Source organism: Microterricola gilva (assembly GCF_004217495.1).
GTDB classification, from domain to species: domain Bacteria; phylum Actinomycetota; class Actinomycetes; order Actinomycetales; family Microbacteriaceae; genus Microterricola; species Microterricola gilva.
In genome coordinates this window covers 909163-930647 of sequence record NZ_SHLC01000001.1, presented here as the reverse complement: position 1 = coordinate 930647, position 21485 = coordinate 909163, and the positions used below count along the sequence as shown (strand labels likewise).

Here is a 21485-nt window from a genome sequence, read left to right as displayed (position 1 = left end):
GGCCGTCCGAATCACATGATCTGCGTGATGCAGCCGCGCGGCGATGGCACGCGGCTCACGCGACGGCCGCGGCATCCGCACATGCAAAAAGTCCCGGCCTCATCCGAGACCGGGACTTTCTAATGCGCTGAGCGCATCTGTTGCGGGGACAGGATTTGAACCTGCGACCTCTGGGTTATGAGCCCAGCGAGCTACCGAACTGCTCCACCCCGCGCTACAAGAGATACGTTACCAAAGCTGCGGGAGGGCGTCGAATCGAGGGCCGTGTCGGCGCTGTCCCGGGCGCGCCGCACCCTCCCCCCATGCCACCAACAACGAAGCCGGCCGGTGGAACGAATTCCACCGGCCGGCTGCGTCACTCCCGCTCGTGCGGGGGTTGGGAACTACTCTCCGAGCACGCTCATCAGCTGGGCCAGCGTGTCGGCGAGCTTCTTGTCTGCTGCTCCGTAAGCCGCCCAGTCACCGTCGGCCATGGCCGCCTGCTTCTCCTTGAGCGCCTCGTTGGCGACCTCGAGGAGCGCCTTCGCCTGCGCGTCGGTCGTGCTGTCGGTTGGCGGCGGGGTCTCGCCGTCCGTCGGCGGCGTCGTCCCGCCATCCGTCGGCGGCACCGGCTCACCCTGCGGCTGGGTTCCACCGTCACCGGCCTGCGCACCGGAGTCGCCGCCGAAGAGCACGTTCAGGGCTTCGTCGAGGGTGTCTTCGAAGGCGATCTGGTCGCCGAAGGAGACCAGGATCTTCTGCAGCAGCGGCAGTTTGGTGCCACCGCTGGACTGCACGTAGACGGGCTGCACGTAGAGCAGACCGCCACCGACGGGCAGTGTGAGCAGGTTGCCGTTGATGACATCCGACTGGCCCTGCTTCAGCAGGTTGAGCACCTGTGAGACGGCCGGGTCGCTGTCGAACTTGTTCTGCACCTGGCCGGGGCCGAGGATGCGGTCATTCGGCAGTGACAACAGCCGCAACTTGCCGTAGTTCTCGGATCGCACGCCAGCCTTGTCGCCCGCGTTCGCGTCGACGGCGAGGTAGCCGGTGAGCACGTCACGGGTGCTCTCGCCCTTCTGGTCAGGGATGAAGGTCGAGTAAAGCGAGTACGACGGTGCGGTCTGACCCGGCATCTGCATCGTGAGGTAGTACGGCGGCTGCAGGGTCTTGTCTTCCTTGGGAAGCGTCGGCTCCTTCGGCGTCGTCCACGCGTCGTCGCTCGAGTAGAACGATCCGGCATCCGTCACGTGGTACTGGCCCATGATCGAGCGCTGCATCTTGAACAGGTCGGATGGGTAGCGCACGTGGCTCATCAGGTCGCCAGAGATCTCGCTCATCGGCTTCACCGTGGCCGGGAAGATCTTCTGCCAGGTCGCGAGCAGCGGGTCCTCGTCGTCCCAGGCGTAGAGCGTGACGGTGCCGTCGTAGGCGTCAACCGTCGCCTTGACCGAGTTGCGCACGTAATTCACGTCGTCGAGCGCGAAGCTCTCCGCGGTGGTCTGCGCGTCGTTGATCGCCGAGCTCATGCTGAGCTTGGTCGAGTACGGGTAGTTGGCGCTCGTGGTGTAGCCGTCGACGATCCAGACGATCTTGCCGTCGATCACCGAGGGGTAGGGGTCGGAGTCGAGCGTCAGATACGGTGCGACCTTCTGCACGCGGTCGAGCGGGCTCCGGTCGTAGAGGATCTGCGAGGAGTCGCTGACCGAGTCGGAGAGGAAGATCTGCTCCGACTGGAATTTGAGCGCGTAGACGAGCTTCTTGAACAGGTTGTCGAGCTTCGGCCCGCCGTCACCCGCGAAGGTCGTGTAGGTCTGCTCCGTGCCGTCGCCACCCGCCGGGTAGTCGAGCTCGACCGGCTTGGCGCCCTTCGGCGCGCCGACGATGGAGTACTGCGGCGAATCCTCACCGAAGTAGACGCGCGGCTCGAACTCGCCGAGCGAACCCGTGCTGGGGATGCCAGACTCGAGGAACACCGGCTGCCCGTCGACGGAACGCTGGTTGCCGTATGCGGCGACCATGCCATAACCGTGGGTGTAGACGATCGTGCGGTTGACCCAGTCTGGGGCATCGCTCAGGCCGCTGAGGCGCAGGTCACGAACGCCGACGACGGCATCCTGGGACTTGCCGTCGATGTTGTAGCGGTCGACGTCCAGGTGGTCAGGGAACTGGTAGTACTGGCGGAACTGCTCGAGCTGCTCAAACGAGTCGCTGACGATCGCCGGGTCGAGGATGCGGATGTTCGCCGTGGTCTCTGCGTCCGCGCGCAACGCACCGGGGGCGGTCTCCGTCGTGGCGTTGTACGAGATCTCCTCGACGTCCGAGAGCCCGTACGCCTCGCGGGTCTGGTCGATGTTGCGCTGGATGTACTCGGCCTCGAGGGTCTTCGCGCTCGGCACGACCTGGAAGCGCTGCACGACCCACGGGTAGAGCGAGCCGATGAGCAGGCTGGTGACGATGAGCAGCACCGTTCCGATGATCGGCAGTCGCCAGCGGCCCATGATGGCCGTGATGAGGAAGAGCAGTGCGACGACGACGGCGATGCCGGCGAGGATCGCGCGGCCGGGGATCGTCGCGTTGACGTCGGTGTAGCCGGCACCCGTGATCAGACCGTTGTCGTCGGTCAGCGTCGTGTACTGGTCGAGCCAGAGGCTGGCGGCCTGGAGCAGCAGGTACAGCGACGCCATGACGGCGATCTGCACGCGCGCGGCCTTGGAGATGATGACCTCGCGACCGCTGATGCGGATCGCGCCGTAGAGGTACGCGGTCGCGGCGGAGAGGATCAGCGCGATGAGCAGAACGGCCGACGCGAAGCCGAGCACCGAGTGCAGGAACGGCAGGTCGAAGAGGTAGAAGGAGATGTCGAGCCCGAACTGCGGATCCGTCGTGCCGCTCGGAGTGCGGTTGAGCCACATGAGCGTGGTCTCCCAGCGCGAGGCGGCCGAGACACCGGCGAAGAGGCCGAGCAGTGCCGGGATGCCGTACATCGCGAGGCGGCGCAGAGGCTCGATGACCTGCTGGTAGCGGTCAAGCTGCGCGTTGAGCTTCGCGTACACCGGGCGCGAGCGGTAGGCGATCTGAATGCTGAGCCAGACGGGCAGCGCCATGCCGAGGAAGCCGATGAGGAACAGCACGGAGCTGGCGATCCACTGGGTCGTCAGAACGTTGAGGTAACCAAGCTGGTCGAACCAGAGCACGTCGGCGTAGAGGCCGGCGAAGGCGAAGAATGCCATCACGAGCCCGGCCACGATGGCCACGGTGATGGCGAGCGGCGCTCGGTTCGGGCGGGCGGGTGCGTCGGCTGCAGGGGATGTCACGGGGCCTCAATGCTCGGTGGGTGTATCTGATGACAGAGTCAGGGTGCTGGATCTATCCTAGGGAGCCGAAGCTGAGAGTGAGCAGGAGGGCAGCTCTGAGGTGTCCCCACCGGCACTGACCGTCTCGACCGCCGTGAGTGCCTGCTCGAGAGTCTCCACCGCGAACACGGTCAGCCCGTCCGGCACGTGCCCGACGACCTCGCCGCAGTTCGCCTGCGGCGCGAGGAACCAGTCCGCGCCCTCACCCTGTGCTCCGAACATCTTCTGCTGGATCCCGCCGATCGGCCCGACGTTGCCAGCGGAGTCGATTGTTCCGGTTCCCGCCCAGACCTCGCCGCCCGTGAGGGCACCGGGCGTGAGCTTGTCGATGATGCCGAGCGCGAACATCATGCCTGCGCTCGGGCCGCCGACGTTGTCGAGCTGGATCTGCACGTCGATGGGCAGCTCGTACTCCATGGCCACGTTGACACCGAGGACCGCGACCTCGCCAACGGTGCCGGGGGTGATCTGTGCATCGAAGGTCTGGCCGTCCCTCGTGACGGTGACGGATGCCGGGGTCTCTGTGCCGTTCTCGGCGATCGCCGTGCGGAGGTCAGCCACGGCGTGCACCTCGGTGCCGTTGACGGCGACGATCTCGTCGCCGACCTCGATCTGCCCCGTCGATGCGGAATCCGGGGTGAGGGACTTGACGATGATGCGGCGGGGGAAGTCGTAGTCGAGCTCCACGAGCGCTGCGGCGATGGCATCCTGCTGCGAGTTGACCATGGCGGCCTGGTTGGCCTGTTCGCGGTCCTCGGTCGACACGTTCGCCGGGAACACGGCGTCAAGCGGGAGCACGGCCTTCTGCGGGTTGGCCCAAGCTGAAAGCACCTCGAACCAGCCCGGCCGGGTCTCGCGGTTGCCGACGACGGAGACCGTGAGCAGGTTCAACTCGCCCTCGGTCGGGTAGGTCGTCTCGTCCGGGATCTCGATGAGCGGGCGCTCTTCGCCCTCGTGCTCAGCCGTGCCGAGCGTGTTGAAGACGGGGCCGGGCTGCTCGATCACGTATGGGGCCGGCGCCATGCCGAGGAGGAGCCCGATGACGATCGCGACACCGAGGAAGATCCAGCCAGTGCGCACACGCCGGTCACGGCGGCTGCGGGGGGCGTCTGAGCCCGTCTGGCCTTCGCTGAACAGTGCCACGGGCTTCCCTTCTCACTCTCTGCGTTCGCGACAGGCGGACAGCAGAGCACCTCAGCCTAGGGCATTTCCCATCGAAGCCGCAGGATCTCGCACTAGCGTAGAGACACGCGACTGAGAGGTGGCTGAAGTGGCCGACAACGCCCAGCCCGGTGACAATCTGAACCCCGAGGACAACACGCCAGACGACGACTTCCAGAAGATGCTGCGAGACATGCTCTCCGGCAATTTCTCCGGGGATGCCGCCTCGCTCGACCCTGCGCAGCTGGCAGGAGCGGCGGGGCTCCCGAACGATCCGGCGAGCATCGCCGCGCTGATGAGTCAGCTGCGGGGGGCGATGAGTAACGCGGGCGACGGCATCAACTGGGACCTCGCACTGCGTCGCGCAGAGGAAAAGGTCGCGGCCTCCCAGGCCCAGGTCACCGCGGAGCAGCGGGCGCAGTTCGACCAGGCGTTCAACATCGCGGCGCTGTGGCTCGACGAGGTCATCGCGGTCAGCGAGATCACCGTGCCCCCGACGCTGATCACCCGCAGGCAATGGGTGATGCAGACGATGCCCGTCTGGACGCAGCTCGCCGAACCGGTCGCCACGAGCATCGCGGACACGCTCACCAGCGCGCTGGGCGATCAGCTGCCTGAGGAGATGCGCAGCATGCTGGCCCAGGCCACACCGATGATGCGCTCCCTCAGCGGCACGCTCTTCGCCATGCAGCTCGGTGAGGTCGTCGGCGAGCTCGCAACGGAGGTCATCTCCGGCGGCGACATCGGCATCCCGCTCCTCGCAGAGCAGCAGGCCGCACTGCTGCCGCAGAACGTGATGGAGTTCGGCGACGACCTCGACGTCTCCGTCGACCAGGTGCAGATCTATCTGGCCGTGCGCGAGCTCGCCCACGCCCGCCTGTTCCGGCACGCTCGCTGGCTGCGACTGCACCTCATCAGCGCGATCACGTCTTTCGCGCAGGGAATCAGCGTCGACGCGAGCAAGCTCGAGGAGCTGGCGTCCGGCTTCGACCCGTCGAATCCCGAGGAACTGCGCCAGGCCATGGTCGACGGCTCCCTGATCCCGCCCAAGAGCGAGGCACAGCTGGCCGCACTCGCCCAGCTCGAGACGATGCTGGCCCTGATCGAGGGCTGGGTCATGGTCGTCACGAGCGAGGCCACCCACCGCCTCCCCGGTGCCGTGTCGATCGCCGAGATGGTGCGCAGACGCCGGGCGGCAGGCGGGCCGGCGGAGTCCGCCTTCGCGACCCTCGTCGGCCTGGAGCTGCGCCCGCGGCGTCAGCGTGAGGCAGCAGCCATGTGGCAGGCGGTCACGGATGCCGTCGGCAACGACGCCCGCGACGCGCTCTGGGCCCACCCGGACATCCTGCCGACGGCGGCCGACCTCGACGACCCGCAGGCGCTCGTCGCCCGCCTGGTCGCGAAGGCCTCAGGGGTGGAGCCGGAGCTCGACGAGATCGACCAGGCCCTCGAGGATCTGCTGCGCGGCGACGGCCCAGAGCGCCCGCAGGACCCGAACGAGCCCCAGGCGTAGCCCGCTGGCTCAACTCGCGGGTTGAGCCTGTCGGAACCCTGCCAGCATCGGTGACCCTTCCCGAAGTTTCCTTGGGTGGGGCTGCCGCCTTTCACGACGCTTCGCGTCGTGCTGTGGATAACTTTCGACGCGTTCGGCGCGAATGCGAGAGTCTTCTGCCATGACCCTGCGATTGGATCCCCGCGTTCCGGTGGTGTGGCGCAGCCCGAGCTCGCTGCAGTTCGGCGTCGACCGTCCGCGGCTCGTGCTCGAGCAGCTCGGGGCGCTCGATGAGGTGCTGATCTCCGCGCTCCGCGGCGGTGCCCCACGCGAACGCCTGCTCAGTCTGGCGCGGCAGGCCGGCGGCGATGCCGCGCATGTGCGCGCCCTGCTGGACACACTCGACGCCGTGCTGCTGCCGAGCACGCCGATGGCGACACGACCACCGGGGCACGTGCTCGTCGATGGGACCGGGCCCGGTGCCGCCGCCATGCTGGCGGAGCTGGAACGCGTCGGGGTCAGCACCTCCCCCGGCCCGGATGCCGCAGCGGCCGAGCCAGCTTTGGTGATCCTGATCGCGCACTACGCGCTGCCGCCGCGCCGGTATGGCCACTGGCTGCGCGCGGACGTGCCCCATCTGCCGATCGTCTTCGGCGACAGCGGGGTGCGCGTCGGCCCGCTCGTGCTGCCGGGTTCCGGCCCGTGCCTGTTCTGCATCGACCTCGAGCACACCGATCGGGATGCGGCCTGGCCGGCGCTGGCCAGTCAGCTCGTCGACCGCATCGCTCCGGGTGAGACGGAGCAGACGGCGCGGCTCGCCGCCGTGCTCAGCGGGGAGCTGATCACCGCCGCGCTGAGCGGCGCCGGGTCGATGGTCGCCGTCGAGCGCTGGTCAACGGCATCCGTGCACATCGCGGTCGACGCCTGGATCAGCTGCGATCAGCACGCCCCGCACCCGGATTGCGGCTGTCGGGCGTTGCAAGACGCTCCATCTCGGCCAGAAAACGGGAGCGCTCGCGTGGTGCGCGTTGACCGGCGCCCATCGCTCCCCAGCTCAGCGCGAGTCGTTGCTTTGCCCGGGTGATGCCGACGTACAGCAGGCGGCGCTCCTCGTCGATCTGCTCCGGGCTCTGGGCGTAGCTGATCGGCACGAGGCCCTCGCTGACGCCGACGACGAAGACGTTCTCCCACTCGAGGCCCTTGGCCGAGTGCAGCGTTGCCAGGGTGACGGCGGCGACCGTCGGCTCGTGCTGGCTGGCCTGGCGTTCCATCAGCTCGTCGGTGAACGCCCGGAAGGTGGTTCCCGGTGCCGACAGGTCGACGAGGCCCATGAGCGCATTGAGCGACTCCCAGCGCTCGCGCACCGCGCCCCGCGACTCCGGTGGGCTCTGGCTCCAGCCGAGCCCGCGCAGCACATCGCTCACCGACTTGAACAGCGGCTCCCCAGAGATCGACACGGAGGCGGCTCGGAGCGACATGACGGCCTGCTTCACCTCCGGCAGCTCGAAGAAACGCTTGGACCCGCGGATCTGATAGCTGATCCCGGCCTCACCGAGGGCCGTCTCGAGCGCGGCGGCCTGCACGTTGATCCGGTAGAGCACTGCAATGTCCTGCGGGGCCTGCCCGGCGGCGATGAGGTCAAGGATCTTCTGCGCGACGGCGCGGGCCTCTGCGATGTCGCTCGGGTGCGCGCTCAGGGTGATCGGCGCCTTCGCCGCGGTTTCGCCGTGCGCCGCGTGCAGCATGAGCGCACCGGGACGCCCCCGCATCAGGCGGTTGGCGGTCTCGATGATCGGCGGGCTCGAGCGGTAGTTCTGCTCAAGACGCACGACGGTGGCATTCGGATGCCGCTTCGGGAAGTCGAGCAGGTAGTCGGCGCGGGCTCCCGCGAAGGAGTAGATCGTCTGGCTGGCATCACCGACGACGCAGAGCTCATTCCGCTCCCCCACCCAGAGACTCAGCAGCTGGTGTTGCAGCGGCGAGACGTCCTGGAACTCGTCGACGACGAAGAAGCGGTACTGCTCGTGCACCTGCATCGCGACGGAGGGTTCCTGCTCGATCATGCCGGCCATGCTCAGCAGCACGTCTTCGAAGTCGAGCTGGCGGCGCTCATCCTTGAGCGTCTCGTAGCCCTGCTGCAGCTCGACCGCCTGTTCGGCGCTCAGCCGGCCGGGCAGCCCCCTGGTGGCGAGGGATGCCGCGTAGGCGTCGAAGCTCAGGCCGGACACCTTGCGCCACTCGATCTCGCCTGCGACATCGCGCAGCGTCGCGGTGTCGAGTTTGAGTTTGAGCCGCTCGGCGACGTGGCCGAGCAGGCGGGCCTTGCCGTCGAGGATGCTCGGCGTCGCCCCGCCGACCACCTGCGGCCAGAAGAAGTTCAGCTGCGAGAGCGCAGCGGAGTGGAAGGTGCGTGCGGCGACGCCGGCGGCCCCGAGCTCGCGCAGGCGGCCCCGCAGCTCGGCTGCCGCACGCGTCGTGAAGGTGAGCGCCATGACGCGGCTCGGCGTGTACGCGCCGGTCGCGACACCGTAGGCGATGCGGTGGGTGATGGCCCTGGTCTTGCCCGTTCCGGCACCGGCGAGCATGCAGACGGGGCCGACGAGCGCCTCGGCGGCGACGCGTTGTTGTTCGTCGAGGCCGGCGAGCAGGGCATCCGCTGTGGGGATCACGCGTCGGCACCGAGCCAGTCGGCGATGATGGCCCCGGCGATCGAGATGGGGCCAGGCAGCAGGATGTCGCTGCCTGCTGCACGGAGCTCCGCCCGGCTGAACCAGCGCAGCTCGAGGATCTCCTCGCCGTCCGGGGTGGTCTCCTGCGGCGCCTGCCCGGCGGCGAGCGTCGCCGAGAATCCCACCATGAGCGATGCGGGGAACGGCCACGGCTGGGATCCGAGGTAGCGCGGGTCGGCGACGCGCAGCCCCGACTCCTCGAACACCTCGCGCAGCACGGCCGCCTCGAGCGACTCCCCCGGTTCGACGAATCCGGCCAGCAGTGAGAAACGGTTGTTCTCCCAGAGTGCGTTGGAGCCGAGCAGCAGCCGATCGGCCGCGTCGGTGATGCGCACGATGACGGCCGCATCGGTGCGCGGGAAGATCTCGATGTTCTCGGCCGGGCAGCGGCGCACCCAGCCGGACTGCTCGACGACTGTCGCGGTCCCGCAGCGCGGGCAGAAGCCGTGGGAGTCGTGCCAGTTCGCGACGGAGAGCGCCTCGGTGAACAGGGCGTTGTCGGAGTCGCCGAGCACGGGCGCGAGTGCGCGCAGGCCGGCCCAGCGCAGTTGCTCCGGTTGCAGCGCCTCCGCCTGCTCGCGGCTGAGCAGGGCAGCGAGCAGGGGGCGTTGCTCAGCATCGCCGGCCAGGCCGCGGCCGAGGTAGAGCCAGGTGGCGGCATCCGGAAGCTCATCGGGCAGGAGCCAGGCCAGGGCCGGCGCGGAGTCTTCGAACTGCTGGGCGCTCAGCGCACGGCCGCCGCTGAGCGCGAGAACGCGCGTCGCGGGGTCGACCCGCAGCCGGGAGATGAGCCCGGCGTCGGCGCGGGCCACGGCATCACGGTCGAGCTCATGCCGGGCCAGTGGCAGTGCGTCAAGCAACACGGCGTGATCCTTCCGGAGTGATTTCGAGCGGTGATGGCCGGCTGGAGCGGCCGATTGCCCGGTCGCCTGCCCCGTCAGTGCCCGGCGTGATTGCCCCGCGTGATTGCTCAGGGGGCGTGGCGCACAGACGCACGGGCCGATCTCGACCTAACCTTATTGGCATGGCCAGATCCCCTCTCACTTTAGCTGCGTTGGCCACTTCGGCCGTGCCCGAGCTCGACGTGGTTGCCACGCGCAATCATTCCCGCATGGTGCACGGAGACTTCGACGCCGCCGTTCTGCTCACACGCGACGGCGACGAACTGATCGTGCGCATCCCGCGCAACCAGGCCGCGGAGTCCGAACAGTCGGCCGACCTCGTCGCGCTGCGCGCCCTGAGCACCGGCGTGCGCAGCCGTCTGCCGTTCTCGGTTCCCGAATTCATCGGGCAGGCCCCGGCCGGCGGCACGCGAGCCATCGTCTACGTCTTCCTGCCAGGCACCACCGCCGAGACGGCCGACATCGAACACGATGCTGGGCTCGCGGCGTCAATCGGTCGTTCGATCGCCGCTGTGCACTCGCTGCCGACCTCATTCATCGGGGACGCCGGGCTCCCGCAGCAGAGCGCGGAGGAAACCCGCGCGGCGACGATCGCCCTGATCGGACGTGCGGCCGACACCGGCAAGCTGCCAGCCGCGCTGCTGCGCCGCTGGGAGCAGGCGACGGACGACTCGGCCCTCTGGCAGTTCGCCCCCTCCGTCATCCACGGCAAACTGAGCGCGGAGTCCTTCCTGCTTGACGGCGACGGTGTCACCGCGGTGCTGGGTTGGTCGGAGCTGCGCGTCGGCGATGCCGCACGCGATCTGCACTGGATCCTGGCGACGCCCGGCGACGCCGGCGAGACGACCCTGGCGGCGTACACGGCGGCGCAGAGCGGCGGCATCGACAGGATGCTCACGCAGCGCGCGATGCTCTACGCGGAACTCGAGCTGGCACGCTGGCTGTTGCACGGCGTCGAGAGCCACAACGCGGACATCGTCGAGGATGCCGTGCACATGCTCGACGCGCTCGTCGAGACCGTGCACAGCCACAACATGAACCAACTCTCCCCCACGACCGGCCCGATCCTGGCCGTCGACGACGTCGAGCAGCTGCTCACCCAGACGCCGCGATCGCAGAGCGCAGCGGCGCCCAGGGAGAGCTCGGGGGCCCTGCACACCGACAGCTACGACCTGTCGGAGTTCGAGCTCGACGCCGAGGCGGATGCGATGTCCGATGCAGCAGGCGCCGGCATCGCCGCCGATCACAACGGCACGACGATCATCGAGCGTCGGCCGCACGGGCAGAGCGCGGCCGACGATGTCGCCACCGGCCCGATCGAGCTGCCCGGGCGCTAGCTACGCCGTGATAGCTACGCCGTGACGGAGGCCCAGAGCGCGAGCAGCTCCGCCTCGTCGGCGAGGTGGTCGGGCGCGATCACCGTGTCGTCGGCGACGAAGTAGAACACGGCGTCGATGAGCTCGGCCGGCACGCCCTTCCAGCGCGCATAGGCGAGCCGGTAGAGGGCGAGCTGGGTCTGCTTGAGCGCGAGGTCCGCGGCATCCTTGGGCGCCTTGCCCGTCTTCCAGTCGACGATCTGGTAGCCGCGCTCCGTGCGGTAGACGGCATCCAGTTTGCAGATGAACACCTGTTCGTCCAACACCAGGTGGATCTCGACCTCGACGTCTTCCGGCGCCAGGTCGGCCCACGGCGACGCCTCGAAGGTGGCGCGGAGCACCGCGAACTGCTCCTCCTCCGCTCCGTCGCCGCCGAAGCTGTCCGTGTCGTGCTGTTCGAGCTCGAACATGCCGGCGTCGATGAGGTCACCGGATGCCGCGGCGCCGGAGCGCTGCTCCACCCAGCTGTGGAACAGCGTGCCGAGGCGCGTCGCCCGGTACGGCCGCTGCGGCATGGGCCGCCGCAACTGCTCGGCGACGTCCGCAGGCGCGTCAATGAAGTCCTTGAAGCGCGAGGCGGGGATGCGCGTCGGCAGCGCGAGGGCGGCCTTCCCCTGCAAGCGGCGCCTGCGCTCCTCGAGCAGTGCGTCGATTTCGGCGCGCATCCGCTCGGGGATGGGAGCGCCGACCCCGCTCGTCATGGCGGCGCTCGTGAGCTCCGCCGCGCGTGCGACGGCGCCGTGGCGCACGCCGAGCGGCTGCAGCGGCCAGAGTGCGCGCTCGCGGGTCTCGCTGCGCGGGTTCTCCTCCTCGGCAGGCGACGACGGCAGCACGGCCGGGTCGATCAGGCCGGCGACGGCAAGCTCCCGCAGGTATGGGCTCGGCCCACGCGGTGCCTTCTGGTTCCACCACCACGAGCCGCTGAGCAGTAGATCGGACTTGGTGCGGGTGACCGCGACATAGGCCAGCCGGCGCTGCTCCGCGGCGTAGTGTTCGCCGTTCTGCGCCTTGAAATCGGTGACGGCCTCGTCGAACTGGAACTGGTCGTGGACGCCCCGCCATGTGAGCTCCGGCAGCTCGGCCGCGTCGCCCTTGAACTCGAACGGCAGCTCGGCGAACGCCAGCCAGCCTGCCGTGCTGCGCGGCTTGCCCGGCAACTCGTCGTGCACGAGGCGCGGAACGGCGACGACATCCCACTCCAGGCCCTTCGAGCCGTGGATGGTGAGGATCTGCACCGTTCCGGGTTCCGGCTCCTCCTGCCGCGGTGCGAGCCGGTCGCGCTGCTCCGCCTCCTCCAGCCAGCCGAGGAACGCGCCGAGCGAGCTCTGCTCGCTGGCGGCGAGGAAGCCGCTGACGAGTTCGTCGAAGGCCTCGAGGCTGGGCGCCCCGAGCGGGCGGATGCCGTTGGCGGCGACCTCGATGTCGAGCAGCAGCTCCTGCTGCACCAGGGTGACGAGGTCGAGCAGTTCCAGGCCGGCCCGACGGCGGAGCGCGATGAGCTGTTCGCCTGCTTCCTTCAGCCGCGCCAGGCCGATCTCGCTGAAGCCCGTGACGAGGCCGTGGCCGTTGCGGGCACTGACCAGGAAGTCGAGCGCGTCGACGATCGAGCGACCCTCGTCGGCCGAGACGCTGCCGCGCAGCCGCGCGCGCACCTCGTCGCTCAGCTTCGCCAGCTTGTGGTCGCGGGACGCGAGCTCGCCGGCCAGCCGCCCGAGCGCGTGCAGGTCTTTCGCGCCGATGTTCCACCTGGCGCCGGCGAGGACGCGCAGCAGCTCGGAGCCGCGGCTCGGGTCGTGCAGCACGCGGAGCGCAGAGACGAGGTCGACGATCACCGGCTGGTCGAGCAGCCCGGCCAGGCCGAGGACGTGGTACGGAACGCCGCGGGCCCTGAGCGCGTCGGTGAAGACGTCGATCTTGCCGAGGCTGCGGCAGAGCATCGCCGCCGAGCGCTTCTGCGCGCCGTCGCCGGCCTCCGCCCGCTGCGGCGCCAGCCGCGCCGCGAACCAGTCGGCGACCGCCGCCGCCTCGTCTTCGACGGTCTCCTGGAACGTCACGTCGAGCAGGCCGTCGCCGGCGAAGCCCGGCGCAGACAGCGGGGACTTCGGCGGGGCGTCCGCGGCCAGCAGCGTGAACGGGCGGACGATCTCATTCGCGGCAGCCAGCACGGTGCGCGGGTTCCGCCAGCTGATCGAGAGCTCGAAGCGTTCGGCCTGCTGCGCACCCGCGCCAGCGACGTCTGGGCCGCGGAAGTCGGGGCCGAAGCGCGCGAGGTTGGCCGCGCTCGCGCCACGCCAGCCGTAGATCGACTGATCGGGATCGCCGACCGCCATCACGCCGTGCCCGGAGAAGAGCGCAGCCAGCAACCGCGTCTGCACGACGGAGGTGTCCTGGTATTCGTCGAGCAGCACCGCCCGGTAGCGCTCGCGATAGTTGGCGACGACGGACGGGTTGCGGTGGCAGACCTCGAGGGCGAGGGCGACCTGGTCGGAGAACTCGACGTAGCCGCGGCGGCGCTTCTCGGCCTGAAAGCGCTCGGCGAGGTCCAGCAGCGGAGGCAGCGACCCGACGGCGTCCAGTGCGGCGGTGAAGCTCGAGTACGGCGTCTTCTTGCGCCCGGTTCCGCCGATCGGCAGATCGGACATGCCGAGGAACTCGCGCGTCATCGCGTGCACGTCCCGCACGTCGACGACGTTCTCGGCGAGCGCCCTGCTGAGCCCGAGCACCGCGCCCGTGACGGCATCCAGGCGCTTGTCCAGCTCGACGAGGCGCGGGTCGGCCGTGTCGCTGACGACCTGCCTGGCCAACTGCCACGCCGATGCCTCACCGAGCACGACGGCGTCGGGCTCCCGCCCGATCAGCATGGCGTTCTCGCGGTAGATGGTGCTGGCGAAGGAGTTGTACGTCGACACGGATGCCGACTCGAAGATGTCGAACTCGACGTCGGCGATGCCGGCACGCACGAGCTGTTCGACGCGATCCCGGATGCGCACGGCGAGTTCGCCTGCCGCCTTGCGGGTGAAGGTGAGCCCGAGCACCTCCGGCACGGCCGCGTGGCCGTTGGCGAGCAGCCAGACCACGCGGTTCGCCATCGTCTCGGTCTTGCCACTGCCAGCCCCGGCCACGACGATCGCCTGGCCGCTCGGCGCTGCCTCGATCACGGCGATCTGCTCCGGCGTCGGCGGCGGCAGCTCGAGCGCGGCGGCGAGTGCTGCGGCGCCGATCGGCTGCGGCGCGGGAACGAGGGCGAGGACGGGCCCCGTGTCGAGGGTGGCCGCCGTGCCTGCCGCCTGCCCGGTGACGCTCATGCCGACACCGCCGGGACCAGGTGGATGCGGTACTCCCAGCGGGCAAGCGGGTCGTTGAAGTCCAGCTGGGCCGGGCCCTCGAACCGTGCGCCGGAGATGGCGGCGGCCACCCCGCGCAGGCGTTCGCGGAACGCCTCCAGTGCCTCATCGTCCATCGGCTGCTGGGTCCTCTCGCTGAAGCTCTTGCCGCGCACGCCGCTGGCGACGAAGACGAGCTTCGCTCCCCCGGCTTCCGCGTTCTCGGCCGGGATCGCGCCGCTGGCGAAGCCGAGTTGATATGCGGCCAGCTGCGGGTGCTCCGGCATGCTCGCCTGGGTCGGCATCCGCGAGCCCGTCTTGAGGTCGACGATCACGGTCGTGCCGTCTGCCGAGCGCTCGACCCTGTCGACGCTGCCGCGCAGGGTGACGTGGTCGAACTCCACCGTGAAGTTGCCCTCGGCCTGCAGCAGCGTCTTGCTGTCGTCGGCGAAGTCGCCGAGGTACTCGCTGAGCCCGCCGAGCAGCCGCACGGCGCCCCGCTTCTCGCGCTCGGCGAGCCACGGAGCGTCGAAGCGCAGCTCCTTCCACCGTTCAGCGGCCTCCGCCCAGAGCCCGTCAACGCTGAGGTCGGCGTCATCGCGGGTGCTGGCCGTCTCCATCACCGCGTGCACAATCGTTCCGATCGAGGCGGCGAGACCGCCTGGACTGGCCGCGACCGTGTCGACGAACCAGGCGACGGCCGACTTCTCGGCCTTCTCGATCTGCGACGGCGACACGGAGACGGTCGCGCCCTCAGCATCGAGATCGACGAGAGGTTCGCTCGTCGACGGCTCGCGCAGCCCGTACCAGCTCTCCGGGGACGCCCCGGGCACCTGCTCGCTGGCCAGCAGGGCGAGGGCGGATGCCGCGGCGGGCGTGCCCCGCTCGACCAGCTCGCGGCGGAGCGTTCCGACGAGGCCGCGCAGGTGCAGCGGGCGGCCGCGGTGCAGCGGGCTCAGCTCGGGGACGAACGCCATGAATGTGCTCGCCTGCTCGTCGTCGTTGCTCGTGCAGCTGAGCACGAGCTGGCGGTGGGCGCGCGAGGCGGCGAGAGCGAACATGCGCAGCTCGTCGCTGCGCACGGCGGCTCGGTCGTCGGCGTGGCGCGGTGCGGCATCCGCCCCGGCGTCGCCGTCGCGGCCGAGACCCGCCAGCTCCTCGACGAGCTCCGGGTGCAGCAGCGAACCGCGCGGTTTCAGGTTCGGCCAGACGCCCTCCTGCAGGCCGGCGAGCACGACGACGTCGAAATCCTGGCCGACGACGGCGGCCGGCGTGCAGATGAGCACGGCCTCGCCCTCGGCCTGGGGCGCCAGGGAGTCCTCGGGCAGGTCGCTCGCCAGCACATCGGCGATGAACTGCGCGGCAGGCAGCTCCGGGCTCCGCTCCACGAATCGTTGGGCGGCGGCGAAGAGCGCGACGGCCCCGTCGAGCGCGCGGTTGGCCTCGTCGGCGAGCACGCCGGTGCCGCGCGCCTGCTTGCCCCACTCCTTCGCCAGGCCGGCGCCCTGCCAGAGCTGCCAGAGCACCTCCTCGATCGAGCCGCCGTCGCGGGCGATCCGTGTCGCCTCCGCCAGATTGGCTGAGGCCCGAGCCGCCCTGGCGGCCGGTCCGGAGTCGATCGTGGCGAAGCCGCCAGGCACGCTCATCGCCTCGACGAGCAGCTCGTCGCTCGTGCGGTTGCCGTCTCCGGCGAGTTCCTGTTGGCGGAGCGCCAACCGGAGCCGGCGCAGGCCGATGGCGTCGAGGCGCCCGAGCGGCCCGGTGAGGATCTCGACGGCGCGCTCGGCGCTCAGGCTGTCGGAGCCGACGGCGACCGCGGCCGCCGCGAGCAACTGGGCGGCCGCCTGGTCGTCGCGCAGCGCCCGCCTGGCCGTGGCGTTGCGGGTGGGCACGTCGCTCAGCGCCAGGCCGCGCTCCAGGCCGGCGATGTCGCCGCCGGAGCGCACGATGACGGCCATCCGCGACCACGGCATACCGCGCAGCAGGTGGTGTTCGCGCAGCAGCCTGGCCAGCTCCCCGCTCTCCGCGGCGTGCGACGGCGCCTCGATCCGCACCGTCGCCGGGAACTCGGGTGCGGCGTCGTGCGCTGCCGCGGCCAGCGCTGGGGCGAGCTCCGCCCGCCGTTGCACGCCGGCCAGCGCGGTGCCGATGTGGCCGACGACGGAGCCGATCAGGGCGCGCAGCTCCGGCCTGCCGCGGTAGACCGTCGAGAGCAGGAGACGCCGCGCGGCCGGAACCCCGAGGGCGGCGCCGAGATGGCCGAGGATCTCCGAGCGCGCGCCGCGGAACGCGGTGCTGGCGACATCCGGATCGCCGAAGGCCACGACGGCGACGCCGCGCCCGGCGAAGGCCCGCAACAGCGCGATGGTCGAGCCCGTGGCATCCTGCGCGTCATCGACCGCGATCAACCGCAACCCGGCCAGCGCGCCGAGCGTTGCCGCGCCGGCCTGGCCCGGCTCGGCGTTGGCGACACGCACGGCGGCCTCGCTCGAGAGCTCGGCCGAGTCGTACTGGCCGGGCCTGGCCTGCTCTTTGTTGTCGGAATAGGCGTCGAGGAACGCGGCGGCGGCGACCCACTCCGGGTGGTCGTGGGCGCGGCCGAGCTCGGCCAGCCGCGCCACCGAGACGCCGTACTCTGCCGCGCGCATGCTCAACTCGCGCAGCTCGGTGCGGAAGCCGCGCATCTGGCGCACCTCCTCGCCGAGGGGGTGCGGCCAGTCCGGGCCGCTCTGGTCTTCGATGTCGCCGAGCAGCAGCTCGGCGATGATGGCGTCCTGCTCGCCGCCGGTGAGTAGGGTGACGGGCTGGGCGGATGCCGCGCGCACGATCTGGAACGCGACAGAGTTCGCCGTGCGCGCAACGGGCCCGCTGCTCGGAACGCCGAGGCGCACGGCCAGCCGGTCGCGCAGCCGGGTGGCGCTGACACGGTTGGGCGCGATCACGAGCACCTCTTCCGGCGCGAAGCCATGGCCGAGCACCCGATCGGCCACCAGCTCGACGAGGCTGAGCGTCTTGCCGCTGCCCGGCGCACCCAGCACGGCGGCCGTTGCGTCGAGCGGGAGCTCGAGCACTGCACGCTGCGAGGCGTCGAGCTGCGTGGCGTCGACCGGGTGCACCGCTGGTGGTCTGGGCACGAACACGCGCTCGGTCTCTGTCTGCTTGGCCACGCCACAACGCTAGCGCGGCCGACCGACACGTCCCGTCTGCCACGCATTGCGCCACGAGTGAACGGGCGGCGGCGCCACCTCGATCTGTCGTACTCTGGCATCAACGCAAGGAAAGGCGCATTCGGTGGACATTCGCATTGGCATTCAGAACTCTCCCCGTGAGATCAGCTTCGAGACCTCTCAGCCGGTCGCAGAGATCGAGAAGGCCGTGGCGGCTGTGCTCGCCGGCGAGGTGGGATACCTGAAGCTCCGTGACGACAAGGGGAACACCTACATCGTCCCAGCCGCGACCTTCGCCTACATCGAGATCGGCACAGAAGAGAGCCGTCGCATCGGATTCGTGGGCTAATCGTGGAGCTGCTCTTCGTCGCGCTCGGCGGTGCGATCTTCGGACTCGCCGCCCGCTACGCGCTGCCGAACCGGGCCGAGTACGGCGTCGCGCTCGTGCCGGCCATCGGAACAGCGGTGGCAGCGGTCGTCTGGGTCGCCATGACCTGGCTCGGCATGCAGTGGGACAGCGGCTGGATCTGGCTGATCGCGCTCGCGGCCGCGGCCGCCGCCTCGGCCGTCGCAGCGCTGCTGATCGGGCGCGCCCGCGCGGCATCCGATGAGCAGCTGCTCGCCCAGCTGAGCGCGGGCGCCGCAGCCTAGCGACCGCATCGGTTGCTCGCCCTCCGTTGCTCGAGTAGCGGGGCGGTCGCTCGGGCAGCGTTGTTGTCGGCAATTCAGGAAGAATCGTCACCGCTGCCGCGGAATCGCCTGCATCGCTGCCGAACGCGTCACCCTGCCTGAATTACTGGCGGGAGGCGACTCGACCGGCCGCGGGCGCCGCGGCCAGGCTAGCTCGCGCTGAGCTGCTCGCGCACCTGGCGGCGCAGCACCTTGCCGATCAGTGACCGCGGGAGCTCGTCGACCGCCACGATCTGACGTGGCACCTTGTAGGCGCTGAGCCTGCCGCGGCAGTGCTCGCGGAGCGCCGCGACGTCGAGCGTCGCGCCGGACGCGAGCACGACGGCGGCCGTGACGACCTCGCCTCCCCCCGGCGCAGGCAGACCGACGACGGCCGCATCGGCGATGGACTCGTGCGAGAGCAGCGCCTCCTCGACCTCGCTCGGCGCCACGTTGAAGCCGCCGGTGATGATGAGTTCCTTCATCCGGTCGACGATCGTGATGAAGCCGTCGGCCGAGACCGTGACGATGTCGCCTGTGCGCAGCCACGGCGCGCCGCCGTCTGGCGCAGGCAGCAGCACGGCGAGCGTCTCCTCCGGCCGGTTCCAGTAGCCGCTGAAGACCTGCGGGCCGCGCAGCAGCAGCTCGCCCTCCTCACCGACGCCCCTGTCGATGTGCGGGTTCTCCGGGTCGACGACCCGGATCTCGGTGCTCGGGAACGGCACACCGACGGTGCCGGCCCTCCGCGCGGGGCTGAACGGGTTGCCCGCGGCGACCGGCGAGCTCTCGGTCATGCCGTAGCCCTCGACCAGCTGACCGCCCGTCGAGCGCTCCCAGCTCTCCACCGTGCTGAGCGGCAGGTTCATCGCGCCGGAGATGGCGAAGCGGATGCTGCCGAGGCTCACCTTGCGCTTCTCTGCCGCCTTCGCCAGCCGCTCATAGATCGGCGGAACGGCCGGGAGGAATGTGGGCGGGCTGGTGCGCGCGGCATCTAGGACGAGGCCCTCGTCGAACTTCGGGAACAGCACCAGCCTGGCCCCCATGCTCATCGCGAAGGTGAGGCAGAGCGTCAGCCCGTATGCGTGGAACATCGGCAGCACGGCGTAGAAGACCTCGTGGCCCGGACGGAGACCGGGCACCCAGGCCTGGCCCTGCAGCGCGTTGGCACGCAGGTTGCGGTGGCTGAGGATCGCGCCCTTGGGAGTGCCCGTCGTGCCGCTCGTGTACTGCAGCACGGCGGTGTCACCCGCGGCCGGGCGCGGGTGTGACTTCTTCAGGCGGCGCGCCTCGAGCAGGTCCTCCCAGCGCAGCGCGTTCTTGGCCCGCGGCTGCGCGGTCAGTGCGCTTCTGGCCTCGCGCGCCTTGCCGATCGGCAGGCGCAGCGCGATCCGCTTGAGCAGCGGCATCGCCCGGGTGACGTTGACGGCGATGACGTGCTCGACCCCCATGTCGGCCGGGAAGTCGACGACGGTGTCGTGCACCTTGTCCCAGACGATCGCCACGGTCGCGCCGTGGTCCTCGAATTGGTGGCGCAGCTCACTCGGCGTGTAGAGCGGGTTGTGTTCGACGACGATCGCACCGAGGCGCAGCACGGCGTAGAACGCGACGATGTGCTGCGGGCAGTTCGGCAGCACGATGGCCACCCTGTCGCCGTGACTCACACCGAGCTTCCGCAGGCCGTTCGCCGCCCTGGCGATCTGCTCGGCCATCTCGGCGTACGTCGTCGTCTCACCGAAGAATTCCAGGGCGACGGATGCCCGGTTCGCCCGCGCGGAGGCGTCGAGCATGTCGACGAGGCTCTCCTCCGGCACGACCACATCGGCGGGAACACCCTGGGCGTAGGAGCCGAGCCACGGGCGGCTGGAGAAGACTGATGCGGTGGTCATGACGACCTCTCTGGAATGCGGCCGTGACGCTGGGCCGTCAGGCGGTGAGGCCGAGCCCGTCCATGCGGCGGGTGTGCGCGGCAATGAGCTCGGTGAAGACGGGTTCGATGGTGGCCTCTGCCGCGTGGTGCGCCGGCGTTCCCGGCGAGTCGACATCGGCCAGGGCCGAGCGGGCGACGAGGAGAGTGTCGCCGACGAGACGGCGCCCCCACATCGCCAGGCTGGACGCGAGCACCGCGTCGGCGGCGATCGACGCCCGCAGCATGGTGGCGAGATCCTCCGCCCCGGCATCCTTCGACAACAGCGTGGCGACCCGCTTGCCGACGTCGCCGCCGATGCCGCGGGCGAGCTGCTCGAAGAAGTCCCCGAGCATGCCGCCGCTCAGATAGCAGGTGAGCAGGAGCTCGTGCCAGTCGGAGCTGGTCGCGAGGGTGCGGTAACGCTCGAGGGCGTCGGCGAACGGGCGCATGTGCTCGTCGGGGTCGGCGTGCAGCGAGCGGATCTCGGCGACCAGTGCGTGCTGCGTCGCCAGCACCTGCGACGTCGCGTAGCTGATGCGCTGCTTGATCTCGAAGCTCGGGGCGACGGCCAGCGCGCGGGCCAGGTTCTCGGCCACCTCGAGGTTCAGCGCCGCGGCCTGGCCGAGGAACGGCAACAGTTCCGGCGTGTACTCAGCGAAGTCGATCTTGGTCGCCGAAGACTCACCACGGGGCTTGAGCCGCGGCAACTCCACACGAAGCTTGTTCCGAGAGAACCATGAGACCACGAGTTCAGCTTAGGGCGTGCGCGGGCGACAGGCGGTGGGTGACAGGCCACGGGCCCCGGCGTAGACTGCGCGGGAAAGCGGCTGGGCCGATGCCGCTCATGACCGTAGCGGGCTCGCTGACGGCGGGACGCACACCATGAACCCCTCGACTGTGAGCCCGCGTGCTCGCTGCCTTCGATCAACGATTCGATCAAGGAGGTCACCATGTCCAGTCTCGTTCGCAAGAGTCTCGACACACCAGATGAAACACGACCATTCGAGGCCGAAGCCGGCCAGCTGCAACTCATCAACACCGATCAGGGCCCCGTCGGACGTGCCACCTTCCAGCCGGGATGGCGCTGGTCGGAGCACGTGAAGCCCATCGCGAAGACCGACAGCTGCCAGGCCAATCATGTCGGCTACGTCATCGCGGGACGCATGAAGGTCGTGATGGATGACGGCGAGGAGATGGAGTACGAGCCGGGAGACTACGCGAGCATCGCACCGGGCCACGATGCCTGGACGATCGGCGATGAGCCGTGTGTGTTCCTGGATTGGCAGGGCTACGGCGACTTCGCGAAGCGCTGAGTCGCGGCATCCTCGGAATGGATTGTGTTCGGCCAGCGCGGCGTCAGGCGGCCACCCAGACACGCCGCGCTAGGCTGGAGGCATCCCGCGGGCGATGGATCCGCGGTCGTGC

The 21485-nt window shown here is 69.9% G+C and carries 13 protein-coding genes and 1 tRNA gene; 5 read left to right on the top strand and 9 right to left on the bottom strand.

The genetic code is table 11. From position 1 onward, the window contains the following. Positions 1-140 precede the first annotated feature (140 nt). The 3 genes from EV379_RS04120 to EV379_RS04110 form a co-directional block, all read right to left on the bottom strand. Positions 141-214: transfer RNA gene (locus EV379_RS04120), tRNA-Met, on the bottom strand. Between the two features lie 169 nt (positions 215-383). Beyond that, the gene (locus EV379_RS04115; RefSeq protein WP_207226189.1) at positions 384-3296 is read right to left on the bottom strand and encodes a UPF0182 family membrane protein; all 2913 of its coding nucleotides are present in this window, start codon (positions 3294-3296) and stop codon (positions 384-386) included. A gap of 57 nt (positions 3297-3353) precedes the next feature. Then, complete coding sequence (locus EV379_RS04110) at positions 3354-4478, bottom strand: YlbL family protein (RefSeq protein WP_130505022.1); 1125 nt, start codon at positions 4476-4478, stop codon at positions 3354-3356. Between the two features lie 199 nt (positions 4479-4677). Between EV379_RS04110 and EV379_RS04105 the strand changes: the two genes are divergently transcribed. After that, the gene (locus EV379_RS04105; RefSeq protein ID WP_130507287.1) at positions 4678-6009 is read left to right on the top strand and encodes a zinc-dependent metalloprotease; all 1332 of its coding nucleotides are present in this window, start codon (positions 4678-4680) and stop codon (positions 6007-6009) included. Positions 6010-6917: 908 nt separating this feature from the next. Here EV379_RS04105 and EV379_RS04100 read toward each other — a convergent pair. Next, a complete protein-coding gene (locus EV379_RS04100; protein WP_130505021.1) occupies positions 6918-8657 on the bottom strand; it encodes an ATP-dependent helicase in 1740 nt (579 codons plus the stop codon). After that, positions 8654-9580, bottom strand: coding sequence for an NAD(+) diphosphatase (gene nudC, locus EV379_RS04095; protein ID WP_341273523.1), 927 nt, complete (start codon positions 9578-9580; stop codon positions 8654-8656). The genes EV379_RS04100 and nudC overlap by 4 nt, the downstream gene beginning before the upstream one ends. Before the next feature lie 248 nt (positions 9581-9828). On the opposite strand from nudC, the gene EV379_RS04090 reads away from it, so the two are divergent. Then, on the top strand, positions 9829-10956 hold the full coding sequence (locus tag EV379_RS04090; protein WP_242616228.1) for a phosphotransferase: 1128 nt from the start codon (positions 9829-9831) through the stop codon (positions 10954-10956). A gap of 14 nt (positions 10957-10970) precedes the next feature. Here the strand turns inward: EV379_RS04090 and EV379_RS04085 are convergent, their stop codons facing one another. Both EV379_RS04085 and EV379_RS04080 read right to left on the bottom strand, forming a co-directional pair. After that, positions 10971-14300: an ATP-dependent helicase gene (locus tag EV379_RS04085; protein WP_130505019.1), complete on the bottom strand. Its 3330-nt coding sequence runs from the start codon at positions 14298-14300 to the stop codon at positions 10971-10973. Continuing rightward, positions 14297-17485: an ATP-dependent DNA helicase gene (locus EV379_RS04080; protein ID WP_242616227.1), complete on the bottom strand. Its 3189-nt coding sequence runs from the start codon at positions 17483-17485 to the stop codon at positions 14297-14299. The genes EV379_RS04085 and EV379_RS04080 overlap by 4 nt, the downstream gene beginning before the upstream one ends. A 124-nt stretch (positions 17486-17609) precedes the next feature. On the opposite strand from EV379_RS04080, the gene EV379_RS04075 reads away from it, so the two are divergent. After that, positions 17610-17834 carry a DUF3107 domain-containing protein gene (locus EV379_RS04075; protein WP_130505018.1) on the top strand — a complete coding sequence of 75 codons (225 nt, stop codon included), beginning with the start codon at positions 17610-17612 and terminating at the stop codon, positions 17832-17834. A gap of 2 nt (positions 17835-17836) precedes the next feature. Then, positions 17837-18136: a hypothetical protein gene (locus tag EV379_RS04070; protein WP_130505017.1), complete on the top strand. Its 300-nt coding sequence runs from the start codon at positions 17837-17839 to the stop codon at positions 18134-18136. A gap of 188 nt (positions 18137-18324) precedes the next feature. On the opposite strand, the gene EV379_RS04065 is transcribed toward EV379_RS04070, so the two are convergent. Together EV379_RS04065 and EV379_RS04060 are read right to left on the bottom strand one after the other, a co-directional pair. Continuing rightward, positions 18325-20040 carry a long-chain-fatty-acid--CoA ligase gene (locus EV379_RS04065; protein WP_130505016.1) on the bottom strand — a complete coding sequence of 572 codons (1716 nt, stop codon included), beginning with the start codon at positions 20038-20040 and terminating at the stop codon, positions 18325-18327. 37 nt (positions 20041-20077) lie between these two features. Further along, complete coding sequence (locus EV379_RS04060) at positions 20078-20773, bottom strand: ferritin-like fold-containing protein (protein WP_242616226.1); 696 nt, start codon at positions 20771-20773, stop codon at positions 20078-20080. A gap of 237 nt (positions 20774-21010) precedes the next feature. Between EV379_RS04060 and EV379_RS04055 the strand changes: the two genes are divergently transcribed. Beyond that, on the top strand, positions 21011-21373 hold the full coding sequence (locus EV379_RS04055) for a cupin domain-containing protein (RefSeq protein ID WP_130505014.1): 363 nt from the start codon (positions 21011-21013) through the stop codon (positions 21371-21373). Positions 21374-21485: the final 112 nt, after the last annotated feature.

Excerpts from the sequence above, each read along its gene's own strand:
- EV379_RS04105 (WP_130507287.1), top strand. The coding sequence starts at position 4,678 with ATGCTGCGAGACATGCTCTCCGGCAATTTCTCCGGGGATGCCGCCTCG.
- EV379_RS04065 (WP_130505016.1), bottom strand. The coding sequence starts at position 20,040 with ATGACCACCGCATCAGTCTTCTCCAGCCGCCCGTGGCTCGGCTCCTAC.
- EV379_RS04085 (WP_130505019.1), bottom strand. The coding sequence starts at position 14,300 with ATGAGCGTCACCGGGCAGGCGGCAGGCACGGCGGCCACCCTCGACACG.
- EV379_RS04090 (WP_242616228.1), top strand. The coding sequence starts at position 9,829 with ATGGTGCACGGAGACTTCGACGCCGCCGTTCTGCTCACACGCGACGGC.
- EV379_RS04055 (WP_130505014.1), top strand. The coding sequence starts at position 21,011 with ATGTCCAGTCTCGTTCGCAAGAGTCTCGACACACCAGATGAAACACGA.